Here is a 25,718-nt window from a genome sequence, read left to right on the forward strand (position 1 = left end):
ACAGGAGGTGTACGAAATGCCAAGAGTGAAAAAAGTTCTGGAATCCCATAACAACAAACTTCACGTTAAAAAGGAAGATACGGTTATGGTGATCAGCGGTAAAGACAAAGGTAAAAAAGGCCGTGTCATCGCTGCTTATCCTCGTGAGAACCGCGTCCTTGTGGAAGGTGTTAACATGGTGAAAAAACACCAGAAGCCTAACCAGCAAAATCCGCAAGGCGGCATTATCGAGAAGGAAGCTCCGATTCACGTTTCCAACGTAATGCACATCGATCCGAAGAGCGGAAAAGTAACCCGTGTAGGTTACAAAGTTTTGGATAACGGTAAGAAAGTGCGCGTTGCTAAACGTTCCGGAGAAATTATCGACTAATTGAACCGAATGAGAAAGGAGGGCTATGATTCATGGCATCAAGAATGAAAGAACGTTACCTGCAAGAAATCGCTCCTGCTTTGATGCAGAAGTTTAACTATACAACGGTAATGCAAGTGCCGAAAATCGAGAAAATCGTTATCAACATGGGTGTGGGCGACGCTGTCCAAAACTCTAAAGTGTTGGATTCTGCAGTAAACGATTTGCAACTGATCGCGGGTCAAAAACCTGTAATCACTCGTGCTAAAAAATCTATCGCAGGTTTCAAACTGCGTGAGAATATGCCTATCGGTGCGAAAGTTACATTACGCGGTGAGCGTATGTACTTCTTCCTAGATAAGCTGCTCAACGTAACGCTTCCTCGTGTCCGCGACTTCCGCGGTGTATCGAGTAATGCTTTCGATGGACGTGGTAACTATACACTGGGTCTGAAAGAGCAATTGATCTTCCCGGAGATCGAATACGATAAAGTTGATAAAGTCCGCGGTATGGATATTGTCATTGTAACAACGGCGAAAACAGACGAAGAGTCCCGTGAATTGCTTACGCAAATGGGAATGCCTTTCGTTAAGTAATGTTGGCATAACGTTTCCGGGTGTCTGGAAAGACTCCCTTTTCTCCGAAATTATTTAGGAGGTGTCAGGCTAAGTGGCAAAAACTTCGATGAAAGTTAAACAACAACGTACACCTAAGTTTAAAGTACGTGCATATACACGCTGTGAGCGTTGCGGACGTCCACATTCGGTCCTGCAAAAGTTCAAAATTTGCAGAATTTGTTTCCGTGAATTAGCTTATAAAGGCCAGATCCCTGGCGTGAAAAAAGCAAGCTGGTAAAAAGTCCTGAACGGGAAGGAGGTTAACTCACAATGACTATGTCTGATCCAATTGCAGATATGCTTACTCGTATTCGTAACGCGAACACTGTTCGTCACGAAACGGTAGAAATGCCTGCTTCAACAATGAAAAAACAAATCGCCGATATCCTGAAGCGTGAAGGTTTCATCCGTGACGCTGAAGTTATCGATGATAACAAACAAGGGATTATCCGTGTTTTCCTGAAATACGGTCAAAATAACGAGCGCGTTATCACTGGTCTGAAAAGAATCAGTAAACCTGGTCTTCGTGTTTACACGAAAAGCAACGAAGTACCTCGTGTACTTGGTGGCCTGGGAATCGCGATCATCTCGACATCTAAAGGTATCATGACGGACAAAGAAGCTCGTCAATCGAAATCCGGCGGAGAAGTCGTTTGCTACGTTTGGTAATATAACGTCACAAGATAGGAGGTGCAACATATGTCTCGTATTGGTCGCAAACCAATCACAGTACCAAGTGGTGTAGACATCACCCTGGACAACACCGTTATTACGGTAAAAGGACCTAAAGGAACTTTGACTCGTGAGCTTCATAAAGACATGAAGGTTACAGTTGAAAATAACGAAATCACAGTTGTGCGTCCTTCCGATAACAAAACTCACCGTTCTTTGCACGGCACAACGCGTAGCGTTGTAAACAATATGGTGAGCGGCGTTACTGAAGGATTCGCGAAATCTCTGGAATTGGTTGGGGTCGGATATCGTGCAAGCAAATCCGGAGATAAAATCGTTCTGAACGTTGGTTACTCTCACCCGGTTGAAATTACACCGGAAGCGGGAATCGAATTCGAAGTACCTTCGAATACAAAAATCATCGTTCGCGGAATTGACAAAGAGCGTGTAGGTGCTTACGCTGCTAAAATCCGTTCCGTACGTGAACCTGAGCCGTACAAAGGTAAAGGTATTAAATATGAAGGCGAGCGTATCATCCGTAAGGAAGGTAAAGCCGGTAAGAAGAAATAAGATTTCTCTTACCGCCTTTGCGCGGCTTTCGGCTTGCTTGCTTCGTGTGTTTCTAATATACCCCGTGGCTTCTGCTTTGAAGCCAGCGAGGTAACCTGAAAGGAGTGAATCTTTGAGATGATTACGAAACCAGATAAAAACAAGGCTCGTCTGAAAAGACACCTTCGTGTTCGTAAGAAAATCCAAGGAACGGCAGCACGTCCTCGTTTGAACGTATTCCGTTCTGGTAAACATATGTATGCTCAAATCATCGATGATGTTGCTGGTGTAACAATCGCTTCCGCGTCTACCGTAGACAAAGAATTGAGCACTGACATCAAAAATGGTGCATCTGTTGAATCAGCTCGTAAAGTTGGCGAACTCGTTGCTAAACGTGCGAAAGACAAAGGTGTTTCCAACATCGTATTTGACCGTAGCGGTTATCTGTACCATGGTCGTATCGCAGCATTGGCTGAAGCGGCTCGTGAAGCAGGACTTGAGTTTTAAGATATTTTTCAAAAGGAGGTTAACGACTTGCGTGTAGATCCGAATACTTTGGAACTGACTGAAAGAGTTGTAAATATTAATCGCGTAGCTAAAGTAGTAAAAGGCGGACGCCGTTTCAGCTTTAGCGCACTGGTTGTAGTCGGCGACGGCAACGGCTGGGTTGGAGCTGGTATCGGTAAAGCGGGCGAAGTACCTGATGCAATTCGCAAAGGTATTGAAGACGCTAAGAAAAACCTTGTACACGTTCCACTCGTAGGAACATCGATTCCTCACTTGGTAACAGGTAAGTTCGGCGCAGGACGCGTGCTGTTGAAACCAGCATCTGAAGGTACTGGTGTTATCGCTGGTGGTCCTGTACGTGCGGTTCTCGAACTTGCTGGTGTAGGTGACATTTTGACAAAATCTCTGGGTTCTTCGAATTCCATGAACATGGTCAATGCGACTTTGGAAGGTTTGTCCCGTTTGAAGCGTGCTGAAGACGTGGCTAAACTGCGCGGAAAATCCGTCGAAGAGCTTCTGGGTTAAGGAGGGAATTCTCATGGCTAAATTAGAAATTACCCTCGTCCGCAGCTTGATCGGACGTCCGGAGACGCAAAGAACAACTGTGAAAACATTGGGTTTGCGCAAAATCAATAGCAAAGTGGTACAAAACGATAATCCTGCCATCCGTGGTATGATTAATAAAGTAAGCCACTTGGTTGCTGTTAAAGAAGTAGAAGCTTAATATCGGGTTAATCCCACAAATCTTTAAGGAGGTGCAACGAACGATGAAGTTACATGAGCTTTCACCATCTCCTGGATCCCGCAAAGAACGCAAACGTGTTGGTCGCGGTCCAAGTAGTGGTACAGGTAAAACATCAGGTCGCGGTCACAAAGGACAAAATTCTCGTTCTGGCGGTGGAGTACGTCCAGGCTTCGAAGGTGGACAAAATCCATTGTATCGTCGCTTGCCAAAACGTGGTTTTGTAAACCCAACTCGCAAAGAATATGCAGTTGTGAATACTGAAGACCTGAACAGTTTTGCTGCGGGTACTGAAGTAACTCCAGAATTCTTGATGACGAACGGCGTAGTTAAAAACGCTAAATCCGGAATCAAAATCCTGGGTAACGGTGATGTCACTGTGAAGCTGACTGTTAAAGCTAACAAGTTTTCTCAATCTGCTATTGAGAAAATTGAAGCTGCCGGCGGTACAACCGAGGTGATTTAATGTTCAAGACCCTAAAGAATATCTGGCGGGTTGAAGATCTGCGCAAAAGGGTATTATTTACCCTTTTTGTACTGATCATTTACCGCATCGGCTCCTTTGTTCCCGTACCGGGAGTTAACAAAGACGTGTTCGAAGCGACAAATTCTGCGGGTAAAGAAGTTTTTGGACTTCTCAATACGTTCTCGGGTGGAGCGCTCTTCCAGTTCTCGATATTTGCGCTCGGGATCGTGCCTTACATCACTGCGTCTATCATAGTACAGTTGCTTTCCATGGACGTTATTCCTAAATTAGCGGAGTGGGCAAAGCAAGGTGAACAAGGTAAGAAGAAATCTGCACAATTGACCCGTTATTTAACGATTGGCCTGGCATTGATTCAAGCGTTTGGTACGTCGATCGGATTCAACCGCTTGTACAATACAGACATGATTCCTAACGCTACATTTGCAGATTATATCTTGATCGCGATTGTACTTACGGCCGGTACTTCATTCCTGATGTGGCTTGGTGAGCAGATCACCGAGAAGGGCATAGGAAACGGGATTTCGATCTTGATCTTTGCGGGTATCCTATCTACGGTGCCTAACATTATCAAACAAACGATCGAATCTGACTTCATTCAACCTGACCAACTGTTTATGAATATTCTTAAAGGTGTTATCATCGCAATTGTTATTGTGTTGATCATCATAGGGGTCATTTACATTCAGCAGGCGATTCGGAAAATTCCGGTACAGTACGCTAAACGTGTCGTAGGTAACAAAATGTACGGTGGACAGAATACACATATCCCGCTGAAAATTAATGCAGCAGGTGTTATCCCTGTCATCTTTGCATCATCGCTGTTGATGTTCCCAACGATCATCGCCAACTTCTGGGCTGATCATGATTGGGCTCGGTGGATTGGACAGAATTTGACTACACACAAACCTCTGGGTATGTTGCTGTATGTCGTGATGATCTTCGGATTTACATTCTTCTATACTTTCGTACAGATGAATCCACAGCAGATGGCTGACAATATGAAAAAGAACGGCGGTTACATCCCAGGCATTCGCCCGGGTAAAGCAACCGAGAAATATCTGACCCGTGTCATGACTCGTTTGACAATGGCCGGTGCCATGTTCTTGGCAGTCATTTCCGTTCTGCCTGTAATCTTGGGGGCACTGTCTGGTTTGCCTCAATCTGCGCAAATTGGAGGAACATCCCTCCTGATCGTTATCGGTGTTGCGCTGGATACGATGAAGCAAATCGAAAGCCAATTGATCAAACGCCACTACAAAGGTTTTATCAATAAATAGGCAATAGGTACCGGTCGAGTGAAGATTTACTTGCCGGCACCTATTGTGCTGTTTGTTGATGTAGGGTAGTCTTGGAGGGAGTGACATAACGTGAACATCCTATTCATGGGCCCTCCGGGGGCAGGAAAAGGAACGCAAGCAGACGTCATCGTGAAAGAGTTCGGTATTCCCCATATTTCAACAGGCGATGCATTTCGTCTCGCGATCAAACAGGGAACTCCCATTGGCATGAAAGCCAAGGAATATATGGATCAAGGATTGCTTGTACCAGATGATGTAACCATTGGCATCGTTGAAGAACGTTTGCAGCAGCCTGACTGCAGAGAAGGTTTCCTCTTGGACGGATTTCCAAGAACCCTTTCGCAAGCAGAAGCGCTCGATGGCATTCTGGATCGATTGAACTCAGGTCTCGATCATGTAATCAACCTGAAAGTGGATCGCAACAAATTGCTCGCTCGTTTGACGGGTCGTCGAATTTGTAAAAACTGTGGTTCCACTTATCATGTGGTATTCAATCCGCCTAAGCAGGAAGGTATTTGTGATAAATGCGCTGGTGAGTTGTATCAACGCTCTGATGATAATGAAGAGAGTGTAGGTACACGACTGGACGAGTATATCAACAAAACAGCACCACTCCTCACGTTCTATGAGACTAAAGGTCTTCTTCGTCAAATGAACGGAGAACAGGATATCGATCAAGTTTCTCAAGAAATCGTGTCCTTACTGAGAGGTTAATTGATGATCATTGGTAAGTCCGAAACGGAACTGGGCTTGATGAGGGAAGCAGGGAGAATTGTTGCGGAAACGCATCGTCTCTTGGCAGAGCATATCGCTCCCGGTATTACGACTGGAGAACTTGACCATATGGCTGATCAATATATCCGCAGTCAAGGAGCTGTGCCGTCTTTCAAAGGTTATAACGGTTTCCCTGCCAGTGTGTGCGCTTCAGTCAATGAAGAGTTGGTACATGGATTTCCCGGCAAACGCAAGTTGAACGAGGGCGATATCGTTACGTTTGACATTGGCGCGCAGTACCAGGGGTATCATGGAGATTCCGCCTGGACTTATCCGGTCGGCCGTATTTCCGAAGAAGCCCGTCGTCTTCTGGACGTTACCGAGGCTTCGTTATACGCAGGTCTGGCGCTGGTAAAACCGGACGTTCGCTTGTTTACAATATCTCATGCAATTCAGAAATATATTGAAGATGAAGGGTTCTCCGTAGTTCGTGAATATGTCGGTCACGGCATAGGCGCAGATCTGCACGAAGAACCACAGATTCCGAACTATGGTCTTCCCGATCGGGGACCACGGCTTAGAGCGGGCATGGTGCTGGCCATAGAGCCGATGGTTAACGTAGGTAGACGGTATGTGAAAACGTTGGAAGATAACTGGACTGTCGTCACGGTTGATGGTAAGTTATGTGCACACTTTGAACACACCGTAGCAGTTACACCAGATGGTATGGAAATTTTCACAAAACTGAATGCGTAGGTGATGAGGCATGAACAGTCAGTCTAATCCGCAGCTCGGTCAACTTGTGAAGATCCGTAAAGGCCGCAATGCGGACCAAGCCGCAGTAATTGTTGCTATAGCGGACGGTAAGTTCGTATATATTGCGGATGGAGACAAACGTAAGTTTGATCAACCAAAGAAGAAGAATCTTCTTCATCTTGAGCTCCAGCCCATGATTAGCAGCGAGGTTGTGAACAGTTTAAACGAGAGTGGTCGGGTGACAAATGGAAAGCTCCGTTACGCGGTTCATTCATTTCTGGAATCCACCAACATTCAAGCTGAAGAGAAAGGAGACTGACTAATGGCTAAGGAAGATGTCATTGAAGTGGAAGGTACGGTTCTCGAACCGCTACCGAATGCAACATTCAAGGTTGAGCTTGAGAACGGTCATCAAATTCTCGCTCACGTTTCCGGAAAACTGCGGATGCACTTTATCCGTATCCTGACTGGAGACAAAGTAGTTGTTCAGTTGTCGCCTTATGATTTAACAAAAGGTCGCATAACTTACCGTAAATAGTAGTAGACAGTTGCAATGAACTGTGAAGCTTATGTAGCGGGTTTTGCCCGGCAAAACTTGCGAAAGCTTCGAAGCCGGTTTTACAATAGTAGAACAAGGTCAATGCTTACGAAGAGGGTTTTGCTTAGCAAAACTTTGAGGAGGTAATTCACATGAAGGTAAGACCTTCGGTCAAGCCGATTTGCGAAAAGTGCAAAGTCATTCGCCGCAAAGGGAATGTTATGGTTATCTGTGAAAATCCGAAACACAAACAAAAACAAGGTTAAAGAAGGGGGTGTAGCGTAAAATGGCACGTATATCTGGTGTGGATTTGCCACGTGATAAGCGCGTTGAGATCGCCTTGACTTATATTTTCGGAATCGGTAAAACGACTTCCCAGAAAATTCTGAGCACAACAGGCATCAATCCGGACACTCGTGTTCGTGATTTGACGGAAGATGAAGTCAGCAAATTGCGTGAAAGTATCGATAAAGAGGTCAAAGTAGAAGGTGACCTGCGTCGAGAAATCTCTTTGAATATTAAACGTTTGACGGAGATCGGTTGTTACCGTGGAGTTCGTCATCGTCGTGGTCTGCCTGTTCGTGGACAACGTACGAAAACGAATGCTCGTACTCGTAAAGGTCCTCGTCGTACAGTAGCGAACAAGAAGAAATAATAAGGGGGGATAAGAGAAAATGGCTAAACCGAAAAAAGTCGTACGTACTAAACGTCGTGACCGTAAGAATATTGAATCTGGCGTGGCGCATATCCGTTCCACTTTCAATAACACTATCGTTACTATTACGGATCCTCACGGAAACGCAATTTCGTGGGCAAGCTCCGGCGGCCTCGGATTCAGAGGTTCCCGTAAATCGACTCCGTTTGCTGCACAAATGGCTGCTGAGACTGCTGCCAAAGCTGCAATGGAACATGGGATGAAAGCCGTTGAGGTTATGGTTAAAGGACCAGGCGCAGGCCGTGAAGCAGCGATCCGCTCTTTGCAAGCTGCTGGTCTTGAAGTTAACCTGATCAAAGACGTAACTCCAGTCCCGCATAACGGATGCCGTCCTCCAAAACGTCGTCGTGTCTAATGAGATTTGCCCCTGCGTGTGGTATATTTCCGGCACAATCTGCTAATAATGGTTGTTTAGGCATACTACTACATGTTTTCGCAAGAGAAGGTAAATGTTTCATAGAGGACCGACGTTTTGAAGGAGGGGTATTGCAGTGATTGAAATCGAAAAGCCGAAAATTGAGACGGTAGACGTCAACGATGATGGCACCTATGGGAAATTCGTAGTAGAACCGCTTGAGCGCGGATACGGTACGACGCTTGGAAACTCGCTTCGCCGAATCTTGCTCTCTTCACTGCCGGGTGCGGCAGTGTCTTCGGTTCAAATCGATGGCGTTCTGCATGAATTTGCTACAGTTCCTGGCGTAATGGAAGATGTAACGGAGGTTATTCTTAACCTGAAAGCTTTGTCGCTTAAGATTCATTCAGACGAGGAGAAAGTGCTCGAGATTGATGCTGAAGGCGAAGGAGCAATTACGGCTGGAGATATCCGTGCTGACTCCGATGTGGAAATCCTTAATCCGGATTTGCACATTGCTACGCTCGGACCAGGTTCGAGACTTCACATGCGTATTTTTGCCAATCGCGGTCGCGGCTACGTCCAGGCAGATCGGAATAAACGCGATGACCAGCCGATCGGCGTCATCCCAGTCGATTCCATCTTCACCCCGATCAGTCGCGTTAACTACGCTGTGGAAAATACGCGTGTCGGTCAAGTGACCAACTATGACAAGCTCACGTTGGAAGTTTGGACTGATGGAAGTATTCGTCCTGAAGAGGCTGTAAGCCTCGGCGCTAAAATTTTGACTGAGCATTTGATGCTCTTCGTGGGTCTTACAGACGAAGCGAAAGATGCAGAAATCATGGTCGAAAAAGAAGAAGACAAAAAAGAAAAAGTACTCGAAATGACGATCGAAGAGCTGGATCTCTCTGTTCGTTCCTACAACTGCCTCAAACGTGCCGGTATTAATACCGTGCAAGAGCTGACTACGAAAACGGAAGAAGACATGATGAAAGTCCGTAACCTCGGACGCAAGTCTTTGGAAGAAGTTCAAGAGAAGCTTGAGGAACTTGGTTTGGGACTCCGTACAGAAGAATAGACAGCCGAGTGCTTGAAGTGAAGGAGGGAAAACAATGGCATACCAAAAGTTGGGCCGTAATTCCAGCGCACGTAAAGCTTTGTTCCGTGACCTGGTAACCGACCTGTTCTTATACGAACGCATTCAGACAACTGAAGCGAAAGCAAAAGAGGTTCGCTCTATTGCTGAAAAACTGATCACTAAAGCGAAAAAGGGAGATCTTCATGCCCGTCGCCAAGTGGCAGCTTATGTTCGCCGCGAAACTATCGATGGTGAGCAAGATGCAATCCAAAAACTGTTTAGCGAATTGTCCGGTCGTTACGCTGAGCGTCCAGGTGGATACACTCGTATCTTGAAACTGGGACCTCGTCGTGGTGACGCAGCGCCAATGGTTTACTTGGAACTGGTAGACCGCGCGTAAAACAGATGAGATGAGGAAAGGGGACAGAATCAACGATTCTGGATTAACCCTTTTTTTCTCTTCATTTCGGAATTCGTGCTGTAATAGAAGCTCCGTAAGGGGCTTCTTTTGCTGTTCGGGATAGGGATATGGGATATGTATAGTATGGAACAAAGGTGTGGTAATAATGCGAAACTTATGTATGACGTTAACTTATGATGGCACTGCCTATTACGGCTTCCAAGTACAGCCGGGTGGGAATACCATTCAGGATCATCTTGAAGATGCGATTCGTGCTTTAACCGGTGAGAAGGTTAAAATTACAGGTTCAGGCCGAACAGATGCAGGTGTTCACGCCCGCAGACAAATCTTCAATTTTCCTACGGAGTCCCAGATCCCGATTGAACGTTGGTGTATTGCACTCAACTCCAGATTACCCTCCGATATTGTCGTTATTGATGCGATTGAAGTTTCGGCTGATTTTCATTCTCGCTATGCAGCGAAAAAGAAAACGTATCGTTATACAGTCAATGCGAATCAATTTCCGGATGTATTCAACAGAAGACTGCAATATCATCATCATGCGAAGCTTGATATTATGGCAATGCAGGAGGGCTTACGACATTTCATAGGGACGTATGATTTTACCTCTTTTGCTTCACGCAAGTCTCAGAAAGAAAATCATGTCCGTTCGGTGTACGAAGCATGGATGGAAGTGGACCGATCAATGTGCAGAGACCATCCGCGCGATCAGGGTGTCATTCACATTTATGTGAGTGGTAACGGCTTTTTGCAGCATATGGTTCGTATCATTGTAGGGACACTGCTGGAGATCGGAGAGGGCAAACGGAAAGCCTCTGATGTACCAAAAATGATTGCTGCATGTAATCGATCTGCTACAGGACCTACTGCAGTTAGCTGCGGTTTAATGCTCTGGGATCTTGAATACAAAAAAGATTAAATTTGGTGAGTGAAAAGCTTAATTAACACTTGCGATTTAATCGCCTATCATGTAATATAAAAGTTGTGTTTTCTTAATGGCTTTCCCACAGCCCCAATTAAGAGTTTCACATCAAATTTACAATCCATCAACACCTAAAGTTATAACTTAACGAACGAAGATAAATGAAAATGATGATTTTGAACATTTTAAGGAGGAACTTTTCATGCGTACTACGTACATGGCGAAGCCTAACGAAGTTGAGCGCCAATGGCACATCATTGATGCTGAAGGCAAAACCCTCGGACGTTTGGCGAGCGAAGCAGCAGCTTTGATTCGCGGCAAACACAAGCCACAATTCACTCCACATGTGGACACTGGCGATTTCGTTGTTATCATCAATGCTGAGAAAATCGTATTGACTGGTAAGAAAATGCAAGGTAAAAAATACTACCGTCACTCAATGCACCCAGGTGGTTTGAAAGTAACTACAGCTGAAGAGATGGTTAAAAACAAACCTGAGCGTATGTTGGAATTGGCTGTTCGCGGTATGCTTCCTAAAACTCGCATGGGCGAGAAAATGAAGTTGAGACTTAAAGCGTACAGAGGCACTGAGCATCCACATGCAGCACAAAAACCAGAAGTTTACGAACTTCGCGGTTAATTAAAAGGAGGACAGTTTCATGGCACAAGTACAATACTATGGGACAGGTCGTCGTAAACATTCGGTAGCACGTGTTCGCCTTGTACCGGGTGAAGGACGCATTGTCATCAATAAACGTGATATTAATGAATACTTCGGTTTGGAAACACTCAAACTGATCGTAAAACAACCACTGAACTTGACAGAAACGCTCAACAACTATGACGTTCTTGTTATTGCTCATGGTGGCGGAATCTCCGGTCAAGCCGGCGCAATCCGTCATGGTATCTCCCGCGCTCTGCTCAAAGCAGATCCGGAATACCGTGCATCCCTGAAAAAAGCAGGATTCCTGACTCGTGACCCACGTATGAAAGAGCGTAAAAAATACGGTCTTAAAGCGGCTCGTCGCGCACCTCAGTTCTCCAAACGTTAATATTAAAAGCCTTTGGCCTCGGTCAAAGGCTTTTTTTTATATTCATGAATATTACGCCATATATTATATTAGTTTGTGCGATAGCTCTCATATCTCTGATGTCTCTCCCCGTGCTTGTGCATTTTTCCTTCATTGCCTTTTCATTGTGCTCTTAATGTCCCTCAATACAGTCCTATAATATGTACGTTGATACATCTACATCTTACTGAACCTCTCTAATCGTTTATATCATTGAATTTGCTCTTACGCTCTCACCCATCGCTCACCACACATTTTATAACAGCTCCTATAAAATCATCGATTAGAACTCACGCCGGATTTTTTGAATGCACTAGGCTTAATGTTTTTGCACTTAATTCTTTATTGCAAACCTTATCAGTATTTCTTATGGAAACGATAAAAGTCCCTTACATATCAACAGCTAAAATCCGCAAAGCTGCTCCCCTTAAAACTTTAGCTTTTCTTCCTTCAACTTCAATCGCCCAGTGATTTTTTGATGTTGTTCTTGACGACAAGAACTGTCCAAACCCAGTAACAGCAAAGGTTTCCCAGGCTAAGCGATGTATTTTTACCTGTCTAATGACCTGGGCCAATATCATTGTTTTTATCTCATTAACAGAGAAATGGATAAATTGAACCAAAATATTGTGTAATAGCGGCAATCAAAAAGGGTCAAAAACTGATTTATTTTACCATATGGCAGGCATTGACATCCCCAATGAAAGATTTATACTAAACATAATTCATATTAGATTAGTCGGCTTTAGGTGTATTGAAATGCAGAATGGGGGAAATTCACAGATGAACTTGTTGGAGAAAGAAGATTTGGCACGGACGAAGGCAGAGGAACTGGAACATGCCAGTCCAGAGGATATTATTCGGTATGCTATTGAAACATTCCCAAATATCACTTTTGCATGTAGCTTTGGTGCAGAAGATGTTGTACTTGTAGATATGGTGCAGAAAATCAGCCCATCCACAGATATTTTTTATCTGGATACAGATTTTCACTTTAAAGAAACATACGAAACACGTGATAAGATGCAGGAGAACTACAATCTTGAATTTGTACGTGTGTCTCCTAAGATTACTCCGGAAGAGCAGGCAGCTGAGCACGGTGAAGAGTTGTGGAAATCTGATCCCAATGGGTGCTGTAACATTCGCAAAGTCGAACCGTTAACACGTATTCTTTCTCAGTATGATGCATGGATTACAGGTATCCGTAGAGATCAAGCACCAACTCGTGCAAACTCAAAGAAGGTTGAATATGATTCCAAATTTGGCCTGATGAAGTTTAATCCGATTGCTCACTGGACGACTGAGGATGTATGGCAATATATTCGTGACAATAACGTTGTATATAACCCTCTTCATGATCAGAACTACCCAAGTATTGGTTGTGAGCATTGCACACGTCAAGTTATGCCTGGAGAGGACCCACGTGCCGGACGCTGGTCTGGTAATGATAAAACGGAATGTGGCCTTCATAAATAATAGATATACAAGGAGCTGACAAGATGACATCGATTCTGCCTCATGGAGGTACGTTGGTTCAACGTATCGTACAAGGAGAAGAACGGGAGCAATTGTTACAAGACAGTAAAAACTTATCCTCTTTGCGTATTAATACCTGGACAATATCAGATTTGGATCTAATTGGTGTAGGTGCGTTCTCACCACTTCAAGGTTTCTTGAATGAGGAAGATTACCTTTCGGTGGTGTCTCGCATGCGTCTCGCCGATGGAACAGTCTGGAGTATACCGATTACACTTGCTGTTGACGATAAACAAGCCGCATCCCTCCAGATTGGTGAACGTGTGAAACTTGTTGGTGACCAAGATGGAGTCACTTATGGATTGCTCGAAGTCCAAAGTATATACCAGGTGGATCAGGGTGAAGAAGCCCGGCGTGTATTCAAAACAGATGATCCCGAGCACCCGGGCGTTAAAAAACTTTTGGAGCGTCCTGCAACATACGTAGGAGGTCCAATCCAAGTGTTGAACCGTCCAAAACCTTCGAAATTTGAGGAATTCTATTATGATCCTGCAGATACCCGGAAGATTTTTCAGGAGAAGGGTTGGAAGACCGTAGTTGGTTTTCAGACACGTAATCCGGTCCATCGGGCTCATGAATACATTCAGAAGAGCGCTATGGAGATTGTAGATGCACTCTTCCTGAATCCGCTTGTTGGAGAGACGAAGTCGGACGATGTACCTGCAGATGTTCGGATGAAGAGTTATCTGGTATTACTGGAGAACTATTACCCGGCTGATCGTGCGTTTCTTGGTGTGTTCCCCGCAGCCATGCGGTATGCCGGTCCACGTGAAGCTATTTTCCATGCGATGGTTCGCAAAAATTACGGGTGTACCCACTTTATTGTTGGTCGTGACCATGCGGGTGTTGGTGATTATTATGGAACATATGAAGCACAGGAGATCTTTACTAACTTTACAGCAGAGGAACTGGGGATTACTCCGTTGTTCTTCGAACATAGTTTCTTCTGTACCAAATGTGGAAACATGGCATCCAGCAAAACTTGCCCACATGATAAAGAACATCATATGGCGCTTTCCGGCACCAAAGTACGCGGGTTGCTCCGTGACGGCCAGTGCCCTCCACCTGAATTTACACGTCCTGAGGTAGCTGAGGTGCTGATTGAAGGAATGGCGGAGCAAGTCCGGTCCTAGCGGTATATTTGTCCATCTTGTCCCATATAGATGATTAGAGTCATTTATAGGGACGAGGTGGTTTTTTTATGCGTAAAAATATGGGGAAACACTTTGTAGTCTGGATTAGGCTAAAAACAATCAAAAGGGTCATGCTGAGTCTCTGTCTACTGGCCATGTTAGTGGCGGTAATGTCCTATGAACTGCCTTCCGCTAAGACGTCAGGTTATTGGAGTTTGCCGATGGCGGGTAAAGTCATTGCCATTGATGCAGGACACGGAGGTCCAGATGGAGGAGCGGTAAGTAAACAGGGGGTTATTGAAAAAGATATCAACCTGTCTATCGCCCTGTATGTGAGAGATTATTTGCAACAGGCAGGGGCCTTAGTGGTTATGACACGAGAAATAGACACTGATTTGGCGGAATCGGACACCAAGGGGTACTCCAAACGCAAGACGGAAGATCTGAAACAAAGAGTACGACGGATAGAGGATAAGCAAGCAGATCTCTTTATCAGCATTCACATGAACAGTGTCCCATCCAACCGATGGAGTGGAGCGCAGGTTTTCTATACAACTAACCATCCGGATAACGAAGGTTTGGCTAATCTTCTTCAACAAGAGATGGTTCGTAATCTGGAGAATACAGATCGAATCGCCAAAACGGTGAATACGGTTTATCTGTTACAGGCTCTGAAGATCCCTTCAGCGCTGGTAGAAGTGGGTTTCCTTTCTCATCCGGAAGAGGCACGTATGCTTGCTGACGAAGCTTATCAACGCAAGGTAGCTGCATCGATCTATAATGGAATTCTCAGATATTCCTCAGGAGAACGGCCTAAAAGTTAGTCAGAACAAGAAAGGTAATGATATAATTGGATCAGCATACCTAATTACATGCCAATAGATAAAGCTGAGGTGCTGTCTGATGTTATCAAAAGAACAGATACTTGAACTATTACAGCCATTACAAGAACCACAATTGGGAGTAAGTCTGACCGAACTGGAATGGTTTCGAGATATTATGGTGAAAGAAAATCATGTGGCTCTGACCATAGTGACACTGGAAAATCGACCTGAGGATACAACAGCTTTGAGTGATGCAGCGCGTAATCTGTTGTCCCAGCACGGACTGAAGGATGTACATATTCGTGTGCGTGCAGCTTCTGAGCATGATCGTGAGAGCCTGAATATGGGACAACCCGATAATGAGCCAGATCGGGACGAAGTGCTCGTAAAAGGTCACGCAGCGGGTCTGGATGGACATGAGCTGTTAAGTCCTGAATCAGGTGTTCGTTTTATTGCTGTGGCCAGTGGTAAAGGTGGCGTTGGTAAATCAACGGTAACCGTTAATCTGGCTGCAGCCTTGGCACGTCAAGGCAAGAAAGTGGGCTTAATTGATGCGGATATCTATGGCTTCAGTGTACCCGACATGATGGGGATTGAAGAATATCCGGTCGTTGAAGATGGCGTTATTCAACCGATTGAACGTTTTGGCGTCAAAGTCATGTCGATGGGCTTCTTTATTCGGGAAAACAACCCGGTAATCTGGCGTGGACCCATGCTAGGTCGGATGCTTCGTCAATTCTTTACGGATGTCCAGTGGGGCGAATTGGATTATGTATTACTGGATTTGCCACCAGGTACGGGAGATGTTGCTTTGGATGTGCATCAGATGTTGCCACAGAGTAAGGAAATCATCGTTACCACGCCGCATGCAACGGCAGCTTTTGTCGCAGCACGTGCGGGTGCGATGGCCATTCAGACCGATCATGAGTTGCTTGGGGTGGTTGAGAATATGGCGTACTATGAGTGTGGCAGTTGCGGAGAGAAGGATTATGTCTTTGGTCGTGGAGGCGGGGGAAGACTTGCGGAAAGTCTGCATACAAGCCTGCTTGCCCAGATTCCATTAGGCACGCCGGATAATCATCCTTCCGAGCCTGATTTCTCACCTTCGGTTTACAAAGCAGATTCCCGTATAGGGGCTATCTACGATGAAGTTGCCCGGTCCATTGACTCCAAATTCTAATGGTATGAGTGTTATAAATACAAATAAAGCCTGCGTCCATTTGGATGCAGGCTTTTCAGTATCTGTGGTGCGTAGTAACACCTACTGTTTATGATCCGCCGCCCGAATCTCCACTGCTTCCACCATCTCCGCCATCACCACCACCTTCGCCCTGACCCTCTTGCTGTCCGCCTTGCTCTTGCCCCTGTTGTCCGCCACTTTCTACTTTGGGTTGTAATTCCTCCTGCACAACCTTTTTAAGCAAAGTGAGTACTTCCATACGGAACAACGGGTTTTGCATCACTTCCTGCATGACAGTCATCGTCTGTTTACGATAATCGGGAGTCTTCGTCATATCCATGAACATCTTGGATACCTCAGGTGACTTCATGATGTCTTCAACAGACTTTTGATATGTGGGATCTTTAATCAATTGCATATGAAGTTGTTTACTTTGTGCGTTGATCACTTTGGCAAATTCACCCGCAAACTGCGGATCGGTCATGATCTTTTCGAATTCCTTCTTATATTCGGGAGCTGTGATGGTATCTTTTACTGCAATACGTATTTGTTCCGAAGATTGCACAGGCATTAACATTTTCATACCAATGGATCCTGAAGCACCACCCGAACCGCCACCTTCTTCAGAACCGCTGCTTCCGCTGGATGAGCTTTGACCTGTAAGAGCTTCTTCCACCGCTTTCTTGCCTTCATCACTTTTCAAAATATCTACAACCATTGTTTTCATCTCTTTATAACTGCCCTGAGGAGGCGAAGAACTCTGATCTGAACCGCAGCCGGCAAGCATGACGGATAGCCCCAGTACGACACAGCATAGCTGCCACAAAGGCCGTTTCATGTGTACAATCCCTCCTTGATTAGATACTGGATGTAGTATGTGATGGGAAAGGGGGAAATATGTTGAGCAATGATGGTTTTTTGCTGAGAAGGTTGGTAAAATAAACACTCGGGGGTGGAAAACTTTTGAATTTACGTAGATGGTTTTTCCTGTTTTGGACAGCCTTGCTTATTGGGGCAGCGGGAGCATTGGGTACAGGATTGATTATGATGCTGGTGAACGGGGAGAAAACAAATGGATTGAATGATTTTCTTCTGTATCTTTTGATCTTATTTGGATCAGGGGTTATGATCAGCGTGTATTCACAAATGGGTTTCTTTGCATATCTGATATTGAATTATATGGGTAAAGGTGTATTTCCAAAGCGCGGTTGGCAGATCGTGCAGATTGTACTAACGGTGTTAGCCCTGCTTGACGTGATGTTTTTACGCCTGTTTGTTGGGGGAGACCGGGAACGCATATCGGATATTGTGTTAGGTATCATTATTTTGGCAGCTGCAATTGTTACCGCTTACGTTAAAGTAAAGCTGACTCATATCTCCGCGCTTGTACCTACACTCTTTTTCATGATTGCCGTCACCATAGTGGAGACGATCGGCGTATTACGTATTGATGTGAATGCTGCAACCATATTTATTGTGGTTCCCTTGCTCCTATGTAATGCATACCAAATGCTGATATTGCACAGGCTGGTGGATGTATCGACGAACCGGAGTGTAAGTGGAAAGGCAGAACAGTTGAAAGAAAGCCGAGCATAGAATTCATTTTGCACAAAAAACATACCAAAAAGAGCTAACCTGGTTAGCTCTTTTCAACTTTTACGCACCTATTTGAGCTATAGCTCATAATTGAGTAATCATTGACCGCTGGCTTGGTCACGAACTTCTTTGCCCTCGACACTAGAATGGTTCAGCAGTTCCGAGACGGTAACGAATTCATAGCCCTGGTTTTTTAATTTGTCGATAATGACAGGGAGTGCTTCATGCGTCTGTTTGGAGGAATCGCTTGCATGCAGCAGTACGATGTCACCCGGATGTGCTTTACTAACCACGCGATCAACAATGGTCTGTACACCAGGGTTTTTCCAATCCAAGGAGTCTGTATCCCACTGCACAACCTGATAATTCAGACTATTGGCTACCTGAAGCACTCGCTTGTCAAAGTCCCCGTTGGGCAGACGTAGTAATTTCGGTTCTTTTCCCGTTAAATCGGTTAAAATGCTATGAGCTGTCGAAATTTCTTTGCGAATTTCTTCTTCAGTCAGGCTGCTGTAGTTCTCATGTCTGTGACCATGGCTGCCAATTTCATATCCTGCCTCTTTGATGGCAGTAACAATTTCGGGGTGTGTCTTGCTCCAGGGGGAGGAAAGGAAAAAGGTTGCCTTCTGCACTTTATTCTCCTGAAGAACTTTCAGAATTGGCTCCGTCCGTTTATCCCCCCAGCTAATGTCAAAGGTAAGTGCGATTACCTTCTTCTCGGTTGGAACGCTGTAGACGGCTGATGGTGCTTCCTCCGAGAATACGGAGACATTGCCTCTCTCCAGATAGATAATACCGATCGCAAAGATGGCAGCAACGAGGACAATCAGGTACCGTTTAATCTTTTTGCCGCTAAATACATAGAACGAGTTCATTTCAATAAGCGCCCCTCTCCCATAAGAAATGCTTGTTTACTCTCCAATGTATGCTCGTACTGCCCAGTTATTCGTCACTGCTCCTTGTTTGTCCATCATTTTAGATTCTACAGGAGGTTATTATGTTAAAATTCAGTACATTTCTTAGAGATCTTGGTTCCATCCGCAGTGCATTAATCTGGTCCGTAGTTTTATTTGCTGTTGGTATAGGGGCAGGATGGGTGAGTACAGGGCCACTGGAAGAACTGTTGTTGAACCAAATCGGAGGATTACGTGAAATCAGTGAACGCTTGGAGCAGGGGGGCAATGTGCAATGGAACTTCTTTCTGTTTATCTTTTTCAATAATGCCATCAAAAGTGTACTTGTCATCTATGCCGGTATATTCTTCGGAATTCTGCCTGTCATCTTCCTGCTGATCAATGGGATGGTCCTTGGATTTGTGGTGCACACCACGATGAATTATGGAGCAAGCTTCTATGACATTGTGGTTAAAGGTTTACTTCCGCATGGCATTATTGAGATTCCGGTCATTATCATTGCTTGCGCCTTCGGACTGAAGTTTGGTGGTCTGGTTATCAAAAGCCTTGCACAACTTGGAAGTGACAAGCGAAATACGATGGGTACCCGGTGGAGAGCATTCATGAATAGGACGTTAACGGCATCCTTTTGGGTTGTCATCTTGCTTCTTGTTGCAGCAATCATCGAAAGCACACTTACGTATACTCTGGTGAGAGGATAAAATTTTGTGATGGTTGGCATTCATAAATTTTCAGAAAGTTGACCATAACAATAAAACGGGTTTCAGCAGCACCCACAAAAGCGAGAATGCACGGGGTGTTGCATGAAACTTGTGTAAGTGTGATAAAGAGGCTATGCACAAAAAGGAGAACTCTAATGCTGGGTATGTTGTTTAACGAGAAGGAATGCAAGGAACTAGACTATGTGCTGCGTAAAGAATTAGATGAGATGCTTTTCGATCTAAGTGATAATCGTCTTGACCAAGAGATCAAATATGCTATCGCGAGCCGATATAAGACTGTGTTCCGCATGTATGCACGCTTTGCCCCGCCAAAAGAGTTGTCCAAGTATGCCAGAGGTGGGAAGCTGAAAAAGTCGAAGCCATAATGCTGAAGCTGGTCATATATTCGATTTACAGTAGTGGAAGTGAGGTGCGGCTCTTCATAGCGGGTGCTGTACCTCTGAACTATGAGAATGTGAAATTGTTAAGGGTTTCATACTTTTTGTCGAAAAAAGGTTGACCTTTCTAATTTCATATGGTAAATTAATTTTCGTTCCTTTTTTAGGAGCGGTTCACGGAAACAAGCATGAAAATAAAGCGATTGAAAATAATCGAAAAAATAATGCTTGCAAAGAGAACTTCAACATGATATATTATAAAAGTCGCCGCTGAAACGACGACAACATGAAAAACAGCACTAAATTGAATGTTTGATCTTTGAAAACTGAACAACGAGTGAGTAAACATTCTACTTGCAGAATGAACGCGAAAGTTTGAAACAAGCCTTGGCTTGAATCGACTGGAGCACAAATGAGATTTTTAATCTCGTCAGATTCAAAATGAGCTTATCGCTCTTTTCAATACTTTATTGGAGAGTTTGATCCTGGCTCAGGACGAACGCTGGCGGCATGCCTAATACATGCAAGTCGAGCGGACTTGAAGAGAAGCTTGCTTCTCTGATGGTTAGCGGCGGACGGGTGAGTAACACGTAGGCAACCTGCCCTCAAGTTTGGGACAACTACCGGAAACGGTAGCTAATACCGAATAATTGTTTTCTTCGCCTGAAGGAAACTGGAAAGACGGAGCAATCTGTCACTTGGGGATGGGCCTGCGGCGCATTAGCTAGTTGGTGAGGTAACGGCTCACCAAGGCGACGATGCGTAGCCGACCTGAGAGGGTGATCGGCCACACTGGGACTGAGACACGGCCCAGACTCCTACGGGAGGCAGCAGTAGGGAATCTTCCGCAATGGGCGAAAGCCTGACGGAGCAATGCCGCGTGAGTGATGAAGGTTTTCGGATCGTAAAGCTCTGTTGCCAGGGAAGAACGCTTGGGAGAGTAACTGCTCTCAAGGTGACGGTACCTGAGAAGAAAGCCCCGGCTAACTACGTGCCAGCAGCCGCGGTAATACGTAGGGGGCAAGCGTTGTCCGGAATTATTGGGCGTAAAGCGCGCGCAGGCGGTCATTTAAGTCTGGTGTTTAATCCCGGGGCTCAACCCCGGATCGCACTGGAAACTGGGTGACTTGAGTGCAGAAGAGGAGAGTGGAATTCCACGTGTAGCGGTGAAATGCGTAGATATGTGGAGGAACACCAGTGGCGAAGGCGACTCTCTGGGCTGTAACTGACGCTGAGGCGCGAAAGCGTGGGGAGCAAACAGGATTAGATACCCTGGTAGTCCACGCCGTAAACGATGAGTGCTAGGTGTTAGGGGTTTCGATACCCTTGGTGCCGAAGTTAACACATTAAGCACTCCGCCTGGGGAGTACGGTCGCAAGACTGAAACTCAAAGGAATTGACGGGGACCCGCACAAGCAGTGGAGTATGTGGTTTAATTCGAAGCAACGCGAAGAACCTTACCAGGTCTTGACATCCCTCTGATCGATGCAGAGATGTATCTTTCCTTCGGGACAGAGGAGACAGGTGGTGCATGGTTGTCGTCAGCTCGTGTCGTGAGATGTTGGGTTAAGTCCCGCAACGAGCGCAACCCTTATATTTAGTTGCCAGCATTTCGGATGGGCACTCTAGATAGACTGCCGGTGACAAACCGGAGGAAGGTGGGGATGACGTCAAATCATCATGCCCCTTATGACCTGGGCTACACACGTACTACAATGGCCGGTACAACGGGCTGCGAAATCGCGAGATGGAGCCAATCCCAACAAAGCCGGTCTCAGTTCGGATTGCAGGCTGCAACTCGCCTGCATGAAGTCGGAATTGCTAGTAATCGCGGATCAGCATGCCGCGGTGAATACGTTCCCGGGTCTTGTACACACCGCCCGTCACACCACGAGAGTTTATAACACCCGAAGTCGGTGGGGTAACCGCAAGGAGCCAGCCGCCGAAGGTGGGATAGATGATTGGGGTGAAGTCGTAACAAGGTAGCCGTATCGGAAGGTGCGGCTGGATCACCTCCTTTCTATGGAGAATCGTTTCCTGCAACGGAAACATTCAAATACGCAGGTTCTTAGAACCTGCAACAGCGATTCATTTCGGTCCGTCACTTCGGTGTGGATGAAATGAAGAGCACAAGCAACTCACTCGTTGCTCAGTTTTGAGAGCTCAAACTCTCAAACGTTTGGTGGCGATAGCGAAGGGGTTCCACACGTTCCCATCCCGAACACGACCGTTAAGCCCTTCAGCGTCAATGGTACTTGGACCGCAGGGTCCTGGGAGAGTAGAACGCCGCCAAGCGTAACCCATTTTGGGTTCAAATAGTATATATAATGTGGGCCCTTAGCTCAGTTGGTTAGAGCGCACCTCTGATAAGGGTGAGGCCGGTGGTTCGAGTCCACCAGGGCCCACCATCTATACCTTTAAACTTTATATGGGGCCATAGCTCAGCTGGGAGAGCGCCTGCCTTGCAAGCAGGAGGTCAGCGGTTCGATCCCGCTTGGCTCCACCAAAAAAAGTTTTACAAGTTTGTTCTTTGAAAACTAGATATCGAAACGAAACAAACGCGAATTAGAACATTCCTTTAAGCTGAACTTGTGCAAACAAGTCAAGTGTATAAAGGTAGTTAAATTGCTTTTGTGAGGGTATCGGGTGAGAGCGACTTTTGGATTTGGACGCAGTCCAAACCAAGGGAAGCGAGCGACCGAAACCGGAACAAAATGGTTAAGCTACTAAGAGCACACGGAGGATGCCTAGGCGCTAGGAGCCGATGAAGGACGTGGCGAACAACGAAACTGCCTCGGGGAGCTGTAAGCAAGCTTTGATCCGGGGGTGTCCGAATGGGGAAACCCAGCTGGGGTAATTTCCAGTTACTCATAACTGAATACATAGGTTATGCAGAGGCATACCAGGGGAACTGAAACATCTAAGTACCCTGAGGAAGAGAAAACAATAGTGATTCCGTCAGTAGCGGCGAGCGAACGCGGAGAAGCCCAAACCAGAGAGCTTGCTCTTTGGGGTTGTGGGACGTCTCACATGGAGTTACAAAGGAACCGGTTAAGCGAAGAGGTCTGGAAAGGCCCGCCAAAGAAGGTAAAAGCCCTGTAGTTGAAAGTCTGTTCCCTCCGAGACGGATCCCGAGTAGTGCGGGGCACGTGAAACCCCGTATGAATCCGGCAGGACCATCTGCCAAGGCTAAATACTTCCTAGCGACCGATAGTGAAGCAGTACCGTGAGGGAAAGGTGAAAAGCACCCCGGAAGGGGAGTGAAATAGAACCTGAAACCGTGTGCTTACAAAAAGTCAGAGCCCGTTTTAGGGGTGATGGCGTGCCTTTTGTAGAATGAACCGGCGAGTTACGTTCCCGTGCAAGGTTAAGGTGAAGAGCCGGAGCCGCAGCGAAAGCGAGTCTGAATAGGGCGAATGAGTACGTGGACGTAGACCCGAAACCGGGTGATCTACCCCTGTCCAGGGTGAAGGTGCGGTAACACGCACTGGAGGCCCGAACCCACGCATGTTGAAAAATGCGGGGATGAGGTGGGGGTAGCGGAGAAATTCCAATCGAACTCGGAGATAGCTGGTTCTCCCCGAAATAGCTTTAGGGCTAGCCTCGGAAAACAGAGTCGTGGAGGTAGAGCACTGATTGGGTGCGGGGCCCGCAAGGGTTACCAAGCTCAGTCAAACTCCGAATGCCATAGACTTACTTCCGGGAGTCAGACAGTGAGTGCTAAGATCCATTGTCAAAAGGGAAACAGCCCAGACCATCAGCTAAGGTCCCCAAGTGTGTGTTAAGTGGGAAAGGATGTGGAGTTGCACAGACAACCAGGATGTTGGCTTAGAAGCAGCCACCATTGAAAGAGTGCGTAATAGCTCACTGGTCGAGTGACTCTGCGCCGAAAATGTAACGGGGCTAAACACACCACCGAAGCTATGGCTTGATGCTTTGCATCAGGGGTAGGGGAGCGTTGTATAAGGGTTGAAGGTGTACCGTAAGGAGCGCTGGACATTATACAAGTGAGAATGCCGGTATGAGTAACGAAAAGATCAGTGAGAATCTGATCCGCCGAAAGCCTAAGGGTTCCTGAGGAAGGCTCGTCCGCTCAGGGTAAGTCGGGACCTAAGGCGAGGCCGAAAGGCGTAGTCGAAGGACAACAGGTCGAAATTCCTGTACCACCGTAAGCCGTTATGAGCAATGGGGGGACGCAGTAGGGTAGTGACGCGGACTGATGGATGTCCGTCTAAGCAGTAAGGCTGATGTGTAGGCAAATCCGCACATTGTAAGGCTGAGCTGTGATGGGGAGCGAAAATTATAGTAGCGAAGGTCATGATCTCACACTGCCAAGAAAAGCCTCTAGCCAGGTGAAGGTGCCCGTACCGCAAACCGACACAGGTAGGCGAGAAGAGTATTCTAAGGCGCGCGGAAGAACTCTCGTTAAGGAACTCGGCAAAATGACCCCGTAACTTCGGGAGAAGGGGTGCCCCGGTAGTGTGAATAGCACGAGGGGGCCGCAGTGAAAAGGCCCAAGCGACTGTTTAGCAAAAACACAGGTCTGTGCGAAGCCGTAAGGCGAAGTATACGGGCTGACGCCTGCCCGGTGCTGGAAGGTTAAGGGGAGTGGTTAGGAGCAATCCGAAGCTGTGAACCGAAGCCCCAGTAAACGGCGGCCGTAACTATAACGGTCCTAAGGTAGCGAAATTCCTTGTCAGGTAAATTCTGACCCGCACGAATGGCGTAACGACTTGGGCGCTGTCTCAACGAGAGATCCGGTGAAATTTTAATACCTGTGAAGATGCAGGTTACCCGCGACAAGACGGAAAGACCCCATGGAGCTTTACTGCAGCTTGATATTGAATTTGGGTACGATCTGTACAGGATAGGTGGGAGCCTTTGAAGCATGAGCGCCAGCTTGTGTGGAGGCAACGTTGGGATACCACCCTGATCGTATCTAGGTTCTAACCTGGTACCGTAATCCGGTGCGGGGACAGTGTCAGGTGGGCAGTTTGACTGGGGCGGTCGCCTCCTAAAGAGTAACGGAGGCGCCCAAAGGTTCCCTCAGAATGGTTGGAAATCATTCGAAGAGTGCAAAGGCATAAGGGAGCTTGACTGCGAGACCTACAAGTCGAGCAGGGACGAAAGTCGGGCTTAGTGATCCGGTGGTACCGCATGGAAGGGCCATCGCTCAACGGATAAAAGCTACCCTGGGGATAACAGGCTTATCTCCCCCAAGAGTCCACATCGACGGGGAGGTTTGGCACCTCGATGTCGGCTCATCGCATCCTGGGGCTGAAGTAGGTCCCAAGGGTTGGGCTGTTCGCCCATTAAAGCGGTACGCGAGCTGGGTTCAGAACGTCGTGAGACAGTTCGGTCCCTATCTGTCGTGGGCGTAGGAAATTTGAGAGGAGCTGTCCTTAGTACGAGAGGACCGGGATGGACGTACCGCTGGTGTACCAGTTGTTCCGCCAGGAGCACCGCTGGGTAGCTATGTACGGACGGGATAAACGCTGAAAGCATCTAAGCGTGAAGCCCCCCTCAAGATGAGATTTCCCAGTATGTAAGACCCCTTGAAGACGACGAGGTAGATAGGCTGGGGGTGGAAGTGCAGCAATGCATGGAGCTGACCAGTACTAATCGGTCGAGGGCTTATCCAAT

32 protein-coding genes, 2 tRNA genes and 3 rRNA genes are annotated in these 25,718 nt (G+C 46.4%); 34 read left to right on the plus strand and 3 right to left on the minus strand.

The annotated features are described in order from the left end of the window. The first annotated feature begins 16 nt into the window (after positions 1–16). The 22 genes from rplX to rpsI all read left to right on the plus strand — a co-directional run bounded on the left by rplX (position 17) and on the right by rpsI (position 11,775). Positions 17–370, plus strand: a complete 354-nt coding sequence (gene rplX / locus MHB71_RS28730; RefSeq protein ID WP_017692086.1) for a 50S ribosomal protein L24 — start codon at positions 17–19, stop codon at positions 368–370. A 32-nt stretch (positions 371–402) separates the two neighbouring features. Beyond that, positions 403–945: a 50S ribosomal protein L5 gene (rplE, locus tag MHB71_RS28735; RefSeq protein WP_017692087.1), complete on the plus strand. Its 543-nt coding sequence runs from the start codon at positions 403–405 to the stop codon at positions 943–945. A 73-nt stretch (positions 946–1,018) separates the two neighbouring features. Then, on the plus strand, positions 1,019–1,204 hold the full coding sequence (locus MHB71_RS28740) for a type Z 30S ribosomal protein S14 (RefSeq protein WP_013312154.1): 186 nt from the start codon (positions 1,019–1,021) through the stop codon (positions 1,202–1,204). A 32-nt stretch (positions 1,205–1,236) separates the two neighbouring features. Next, positions 1,237–1,635 (plus strand): 30S ribosomal protein S8, encoded by a 399-nt coding sequence (rpsH, locus tag MHB71_RS28745; RefSeq protein ID WP_017692088.1) that lies wholly within the window; start codon positions 1,237–1,239, stop codon positions 1,633–1,635. 30 nt (positions 1,636–1,665) lie between these two features. Continuing rightward, positions 1,666–2,208, plus strand: a complete 543-nt coding sequence (rplF, locus tag MHB71_RS28750; RefSeq protein WP_017692089.1) for a 50S ribosomal protein L6 — start codon at positions 1,666–1,668, stop codon at positions 2,206–2,208. Between the two features lie 117 nt (positions 2,209–2,325). Next, complete coding sequence (rplR, locus tag MHB71_RS28755; RefSeq protein ID WP_017692090.1) at positions 2,326–2,694, plus strand: 50S ribosomal protein L18; 369 nt, start codon at positions 2,326–2,328, stop codon at positions 2,692–2,694. A gap of 27 nt (positions 2,695–2,721) precedes the next feature. After that, the gene (gene rpsE, locus MHB71_RS28760; RefSeq protein ID WP_017692091.1) at positions 2,722–3,219 is read left to right on the plus strand and encodes a 30S ribosomal protein S5; all 498 of its coding nucleotides are present in this window, start codon (positions 2,722–2,724) and stop codon (positions 3,217–3,219) included. Positions 3,220–3,232: 13 nt separating this feature from the next. Then, positions 3,233–3,418 carry a 50S ribosomal protein L30 gene (gene rpmD / locus MHB71_RS28765; RefSeq protein ID WP_017692092.1) on the plus strand — a complete coding sequence of 62 codons (186 nt, stop codon included), beginning with the start codon at positions 3,233–3,235 and terminating at the stop codon, positions 3,416–3,418. A gap of 43 nt (positions 3,419–3,461) precedes the next feature. Continuing rightward, the gene (gene rplO / locus MHB71_RS28770; protein ID WP_091020538.1) at positions 3,462–3,902 is read left to right on the plus strand and encodes a 50S ribosomal protein L15; all 441 of its coding nucleotides are present in this window, start codon (positions 3,462–3,464) and stop codon (positions 3,900–3,902) included. Further along, complete coding sequence (gene secY, locus MHB71_RS28775; protein ID WP_340028285.1) at positions 3,902–5,200, plus strand: preprotein translocase subunit SecY; 1,299 nt, start codon at positions 3,902–3,904, stop codon at positions 5,198–5,200. The genes rplO and secY overlap by 1 nt, the downstream gene beginning before the upstream one ends. Before the next feature lie 90 nt (positions 5,201–5,290). After that, complete coding sequence (locus tag MHB71_RS28780; protein ID WP_036607188.1) at positions 5,291–5,935, plus strand: adenylate kinase; 645 nt, start codon at positions 5,291–5,293, stop codon at positions 5,933–5,935. A gap of 3 nt (positions 5,936–5,938) precedes the next feature. Then, complete coding sequence (gene map, locus MHB71_RS28785; protein WP_340028286.1) at positions 5,939–6,691, plus strand: type I methionyl aminopeptidase; 753 nt, start codon at positions 5,939–5,941, stop codon at positions 6,689–6,691. Positions 6,692–6,701: 10 nt separating this feature from the next. Further along, positions 6,702–7,010, plus strand: coding sequence for a KOW domain-containing RNA-binding protein (locus tag MHB71_RS28790; protein ID WP_036607194.1), 309 nt, complete (start codon positions 6,702–6,704; stop codon positions 7,008–7,010). Positions 7,011–7,013: 3 nt separating this feature from the next. Continuing rightward, the gene (gene infA / locus MHB71_RS28795) at positions 7,014–7,229 is read left to right on the plus strand and encodes a translation initiation factor IF-1 (protein WP_017692098.1); all 216 of its coding nucleotides are present in this window, start codon (positions 7,014–7,016) and stop codon (positions 7,227–7,229) included. A gap of 152 nt (positions 7,230–7,381) precedes the next feature. Continuing rightward, positions 7,382–7,495, plus strand: a complete 114-nt coding sequence (gene rpmJ / locus MHB71_RS28800) for a 50S ribosomal protein L36 (RefSeq protein ID WP_003333770.1) — start codon at positions 7,382–7,384, stop codon at positions 7,493–7,495. Positions 7,496–7,515: 20 nt separating this feature from the next. Next, a complete protein-coding gene (rpsM, locus tag MHB71_RS28805; protein WP_036607200.1) occupies positions 7,516–7,884 on the plus strand; it encodes a 30S ribosomal protein S13 in 369 nt (122 codons plus the stop codon). A gap of 19 nt (positions 7,885–7,903) precedes the next feature. Further along, a complete protein-coding gene (gene rpsK / locus MHB71_RS28810; protein WP_017692100.1) occupies positions 7,904–8,299 on the plus strand; it encodes a 30S ribosomal protein S11 in 396 nt (131 codons plus the stop codon). Between the two features lie 136 nt (positions 8,300–8,435). Continuing rightward, entirely contained in the window at positions 8,436–9,380 is a 945-nt protein-coding gene (locus MHB71_RS28815) for a DNA-directed RNA polymerase subunit alpha (RefSeq protein WP_017692101.1), read from the plus strand. A 34-nt stretch (positions 9,381–9,414) separates the two neighbouring features. Continuing rightward, entirely contained in the window at positions 9,415–9,780 is a 366-nt protein-coding gene (gene rplQ, locus MHB71_RS28820; protein ID WP_017692102.1) for a 50S ribosomal protein L17, read from the plus strand. A gap of 166 nt (positions 9,781–9,946) precedes the next feature. Then, the gene (truA, locus tag MHB71_RS28825) at positions 9,947–10,720 is read left to right on the plus strand and encodes a tRNA pseudouridine(38-40) synthase TruA (RefSeq protein ID WP_076329933.1); all 774 of its coding nucleotides are present in this window, start codon (positions 9,947–9,949) and stop codon (positions 10,718–10,720) included. Positions 10,721–10,925: 205 nt separating this feature from the next. Then, positions 10,926–11,363, plus strand: a complete 438-nt coding sequence (rplM, locus tag MHB71_RS28830) for a 50S ribosomal protein L13 (protein ID WP_024633564.1) — start codon at positions 10,926–10,928, stop codon at positions 11,361–11,363. A gap of 19 nt (positions 11,364–11,382) precedes the next feature. Next, positions 11,383–11,775 (plus strand): 30S ribosomal protein S9, encoded by a 393-nt coding sequence (gene rpsI, locus MHB71_RS28835; protein WP_017692105.1) that lies wholly within the window; start codon positions 11,383–11,385, stop codon positions 11,773–11,775. Positions 11,776–12,182: 407 nt separating this feature from the next. Here the strand turns inward: rpsI and MHB71_RS28840 are convergent, their stop codons facing one another. Continuing rightward, a complete protein-coding gene (locus MHB71_RS28840) occupies positions 12,183–12,374 on the minus strand; it encodes a hypothetical protein (RefSeq protein WP_076329932.1) in 192 nt (63 codons plus the stop codon). A gap of 202 nt (positions 12,375–12,576) precedes the next feature. On the opposite strand from MHB71_RS28840, the gene MHB71_RS28845 reads away from it, so the two are divergent. From MHB71_RS28845 to MHB71_RS28860, 4 genes are all read left to right on the plus strand, one after another. Next, complete coding sequence (locus MHB71_RS28845; RefSeq protein WP_076320297.1) at positions 12,577–13,269, plus strand: phosphoadenylyl-sulfate reductase; 693 nt, start codon at positions 12,577–12,579, stop codon at positions 13,267–13,269. Positions 13,270–13,292: 23 nt separating this feature from the next. Beyond that, the gene (sat, locus tag MHB71_RS28850) at positions 13,293–14,462 is read left to right on the plus strand and encodes a sulfate adenylyltransferase (protein ID WP_036607210.1); all 1,170 of its coding nucleotides are present in this window, start codon (positions 13,293–13,295) and stop codon (positions 14,460–14,462) included. 68 nt (positions 14,463–14,530) lie between these two features. After that, a complete protein-coding gene (cwlD, locus tag MHB71_RS28855; protein ID WP_036607212.1) occupies positions 14,531–15,286 on the plus strand; it encodes an N-acetylmuramoyl-L-alanine amidase CwlD in 756 nt (251 codons plus the stop codon). Between the two features lie 79 nt (positions 15,287–15,365). Beyond that, positions 15,366–16,466, plus strand: a complete 1,101-nt coding sequence (locus tag MHB71_RS28860; RefSeq protein WP_076329931.1) for an Mrp/NBP35 family ATP-binding protein — start codon at positions 15,366–15,368, stop codon at positions 16,464–16,466. Positions 16,467–16,554: 88 nt separating this feature from the next. Here MHB71_RS28860 and gerD read toward each other — a convergent pair whose 3' ends face one another. Next, on the minus strand, positions 16,555–17,304 hold the full coding sequence (gene gerD / locus MHB71_RS28865) for a spore germination lipoprotein GerD (RefSeq protein WP_076254717.1): 750 nt from the start codon (positions 17,302–17,304) through the stop codon (positions 16,555–16,557). A 125-nt stretch (positions 17,305–17,429) separates the two neighbouring features. Between gerD and MHB71_RS28870 the strand changes: the two genes are divergently transcribed. Next, positions 17,430–18,062 (plus strand): KinB-signaling pathway activation protein, encoded by a 633-nt coding sequence (locus MHB71_RS28870; RefSeq protein WP_047841115.1) that lies wholly within the window; start codon positions 17,430–17,432, stop codon positions 18,060–18,062. Between the two features lie 98 nt (positions 18,063–18,160). Here MHB71_RS28870 and pdaB read toward each other — a convergent pair whose 3' ends face one another. Next, positions 18,161–18,937: a polysaccharide deacetylase family sporulation protein PdaB gene (pdaB, locus tag MHB71_RS28875; protein WP_036607219.1), complete on the minus strand. Its 777-nt coding sequence runs from the start codon at positions 18,935–18,937 to the stop codon at positions 18,161–18,163. A 122-nt stretch (positions 18,938–19,059) separates the two neighbouring features. Here pdaB and MHB71_RS28880 point away from each other — a divergent pair, with 122 nt between their 5' ends. The 7 genes from MHB71_RS28880 (at position 19,060) to MHB71_RS28910 (ending at position 25,717) form a co-directional block, all read left to right on the plus strand. Beyond that, positions 19,060–19,677 (plus strand): stage II sporulation protein M, encoded by a 618-nt coding sequence (locus MHB71_RS28880; protein WP_076329930.1) that lies wholly within the window; start codon positions 19,060–19,062, stop codon positions 19,675–19,677. A gap of 155 nt (positions 19,678–19,832) precedes the next feature. Beyond that, positions 19,833–20,063 carry a hypothetical protein gene (locus MHB71_RS28885; RefSeq protein WP_017692114.1) on the plus strand — a complete coding sequence of 77 codons (231 nt, stop codon included), beginning with the start codon at positions 19,833–19,835 and terminating at the stop codon, positions 20,061–20,063. 479 nt (positions 20,064–20,542) lie between these two features. Next, positions 20,543–22,095 (plus strand): 16S ribosomal RNA (locus MHB71_RS28890). Between the two features lie 158 nt (positions 22,096–22,253). After that, positions 22,254–22,370: ribosomal RNA gene (rrf, locus tag MHB71_RS28895) — 5S ribosomal RNA — on the plus strand. 36 nt (positions 22,371–22,406) lie between these two features. Further along, a tRNA-Ile gene (locus MHB71_RS28900) sits at positions 22,407–22,483 on the plus strand. Positions 22,484–22,505: 22 nt separating this feature from the next. Next, a tRNA-Ala gene (locus tag MHB71_RS28905) sits at positions 22,506–22,581 on the plus strand. 210 nt (positions 22,582–22,791) lie between these two features. Continuing rightward, positions 22,792–25,717: ribosomal RNA gene (locus MHB71_RS28910) — 23S ribosomal RNA — on the plus strand. The 16S, 23S and 5S rRNA genes sit together here with 2 tRNA genes alongside, the layout of an rRNA operon. Position 25,718: the final 1 nt, after the last annotated feature.

Origin of the sequence: Paenibacillus sp. FSL H7-0940 (assembly GCF_037979415.1) — a bacterium.
In the GTDB taxonomy this organism is placed as follows: Bacteria; Bacillota; Bacilli; order Paenibacillales; family Paenibacillaceae; genus Paenibacillus; species Paenibacillus amylolyticus.

Coding starts and splice junctions, on each gene's coding strand:
- MHB71_RS28885 (WP_017692114.1), top strand. CDS start 19,833: ATGCTGGGTATGTTGTTTAACGAGAAGGAATGCAAGGAACTAGACTAT.
- secY (WP_340028285.1), top strand. CDS start 3,902: ATGTTCAAGACCCTAAAGAATATCTGGCGGGTTGAAGATCTGCGCAAA.
- rpmD (WP_017692092.1), top strand. CDS start 3,233: ATGGCTAAATTAGAAATTACCCTCGTCCGCAGCTTGATCGGACGTCCG.
- MHB71_RS28845 (WP_076320297.1), top strand. CDS start 12,577: ATGAACTTGTTGGAGAAAGAAGATTTGGCACGGACGAAGGCAGAGGAA.
- rpsI (WP_017692105.1), top strand. CDS start 11,383: ATGGCACAAGTACAATACTATGGGACAGGTCGTCGTAAACATTCGGTA.
- MHB71_RS28840 (WP_076329932.1), bottom strand. CDS start 12,374: ATGATATTGGCCCAGGTCATTAGACAGGTAAAAATACATCGCTTAGCC.
- pdaB (WP_036607219.1), bottom strand. CDS start 18,937: ATGAACTCGTTCTATGTATTTAGCGGCAAAAAGATTAAACGGTACCTG.
- rpsK (WP_017692100.1), top strand. CDS start 7,904: ATGGCTAAACCGAAAAAAGTCGTACGTACTAAACGTCGTGACCGTAAG.
- gerD (WP_076254717.1), bottom strand. CDS start 17,304: ATGAAACGGCCTTTGTGGCAGCTATGCTGTGTCGTACTGGGGCTATCC.
- map (WP_340028286.1), top strand. CDS start 5,939: ATGATCATTGGTAAGTCCGAAACGGAACTGGGCTTGATGAGGGAAGCA.
- infA (WP_017692098.1), top strand. CDS start 7,014: ATGGCTAAGGAAGATGTCATTGAAGTGGAAGGTACGGTTCTCGAACCG.
- rplX (WP_017692086.1), top strand. CDS start 17: ATGCCAAGAGTGAAAAAAGTTCTGGAATCCCATAACAACAAACTTCAC.
- rplF (WP_017692089.1), top strand. CDS start 1,666: ATGTCTCGTATTGGTCGCAAACCAATCACAGTACCAAGTGGTGTAGAC.
- rpsM (WP_036607200.1), top strand. CDS start 7,516: ATGGCACGTATATCTGGTGTGGATTTGCCACGTGATAAGCGCGTTGAG.
- rplM (WP_024633564.1), top strand. CDS start 10,926: ATGCGTACTACGTACATGGCGAAGCCTAACGAAGTTGAGCGCCAATGG.
- rplE (WP_017692087.1), top strand. CDS start 403: ATGGCATCAAGAATGAAAGAACGTTACCTGCAAGAAATCGCTCCTGCT.
- rpsH (WP_017692088.1), top strand. CDS start 1,237: ATGACTATGTCTGATCCAATTGCAGATATGCTTACTCGTATTCGTAAC.
- truA (WP_076329933.1), top strand. CDS start 9,947: ATGCGAAACTTATGTATGACGTTAACTTATGATGGCACTGCCTATTAC.
- rplO (WP_091020538.1), top strand. CDS start 3,462: ATGAAGTTACATGAGCTTTCACCATCTCCTGGATCCCGCAAAGAACGC.
- cwlD (WP_036607212.1), top strand. CDS start 14,531: ATGCGTAAAAATATGGGGAAACACTTTGTAGTCTGGATTAGGCTAAAA.
- MHB71_RS28880 (WP_076329930.1), top strand. CDS start 19,060: ATGTTAAAATTCAGTACATTTCTTAGAGATCTTGGTTCCATCCGCAGT.
- rpmJ (WP_003333770.1), top strand. CDS start 7,382: ATGAAGGTAAGACCTTCGGTCAAGCCGATTTGCGAAAAGTGCAAAGTC.
- rplR (WP_017692090.1), top strand. CDS start 2,326: ATGATTACGAAACCAGATAAAAACAAGGCTCGTCTGAAAAGACACCTT.
- MHB71_RS28790 (WP_036607194.1), top strand. CDS start 6,702: ATGAACAGTCAGTCTAATCCGCAGCTCGGTCAACTTGTGAAGATCCGT.
- sat (WP_036607210.1), top strand. CDS start 13,293: ATGACATCGATTCTGCCTCATGGAGGTACGTTGGTTCAACGTATCGTA.
- MHB71_RS28860 (WP_076329931.1), top strand. CDS start 15,366: ATGTTATCAAAAGAACAGATACTTGAACTATTACAGCCATTACAAGAA.
- rplQ (WP_017692102.1), top strand. CDS start 9,415: ATGGCATACCAAAAGTTGGGCCGTAATTCCAGCGCACGTAAAGCTTTG.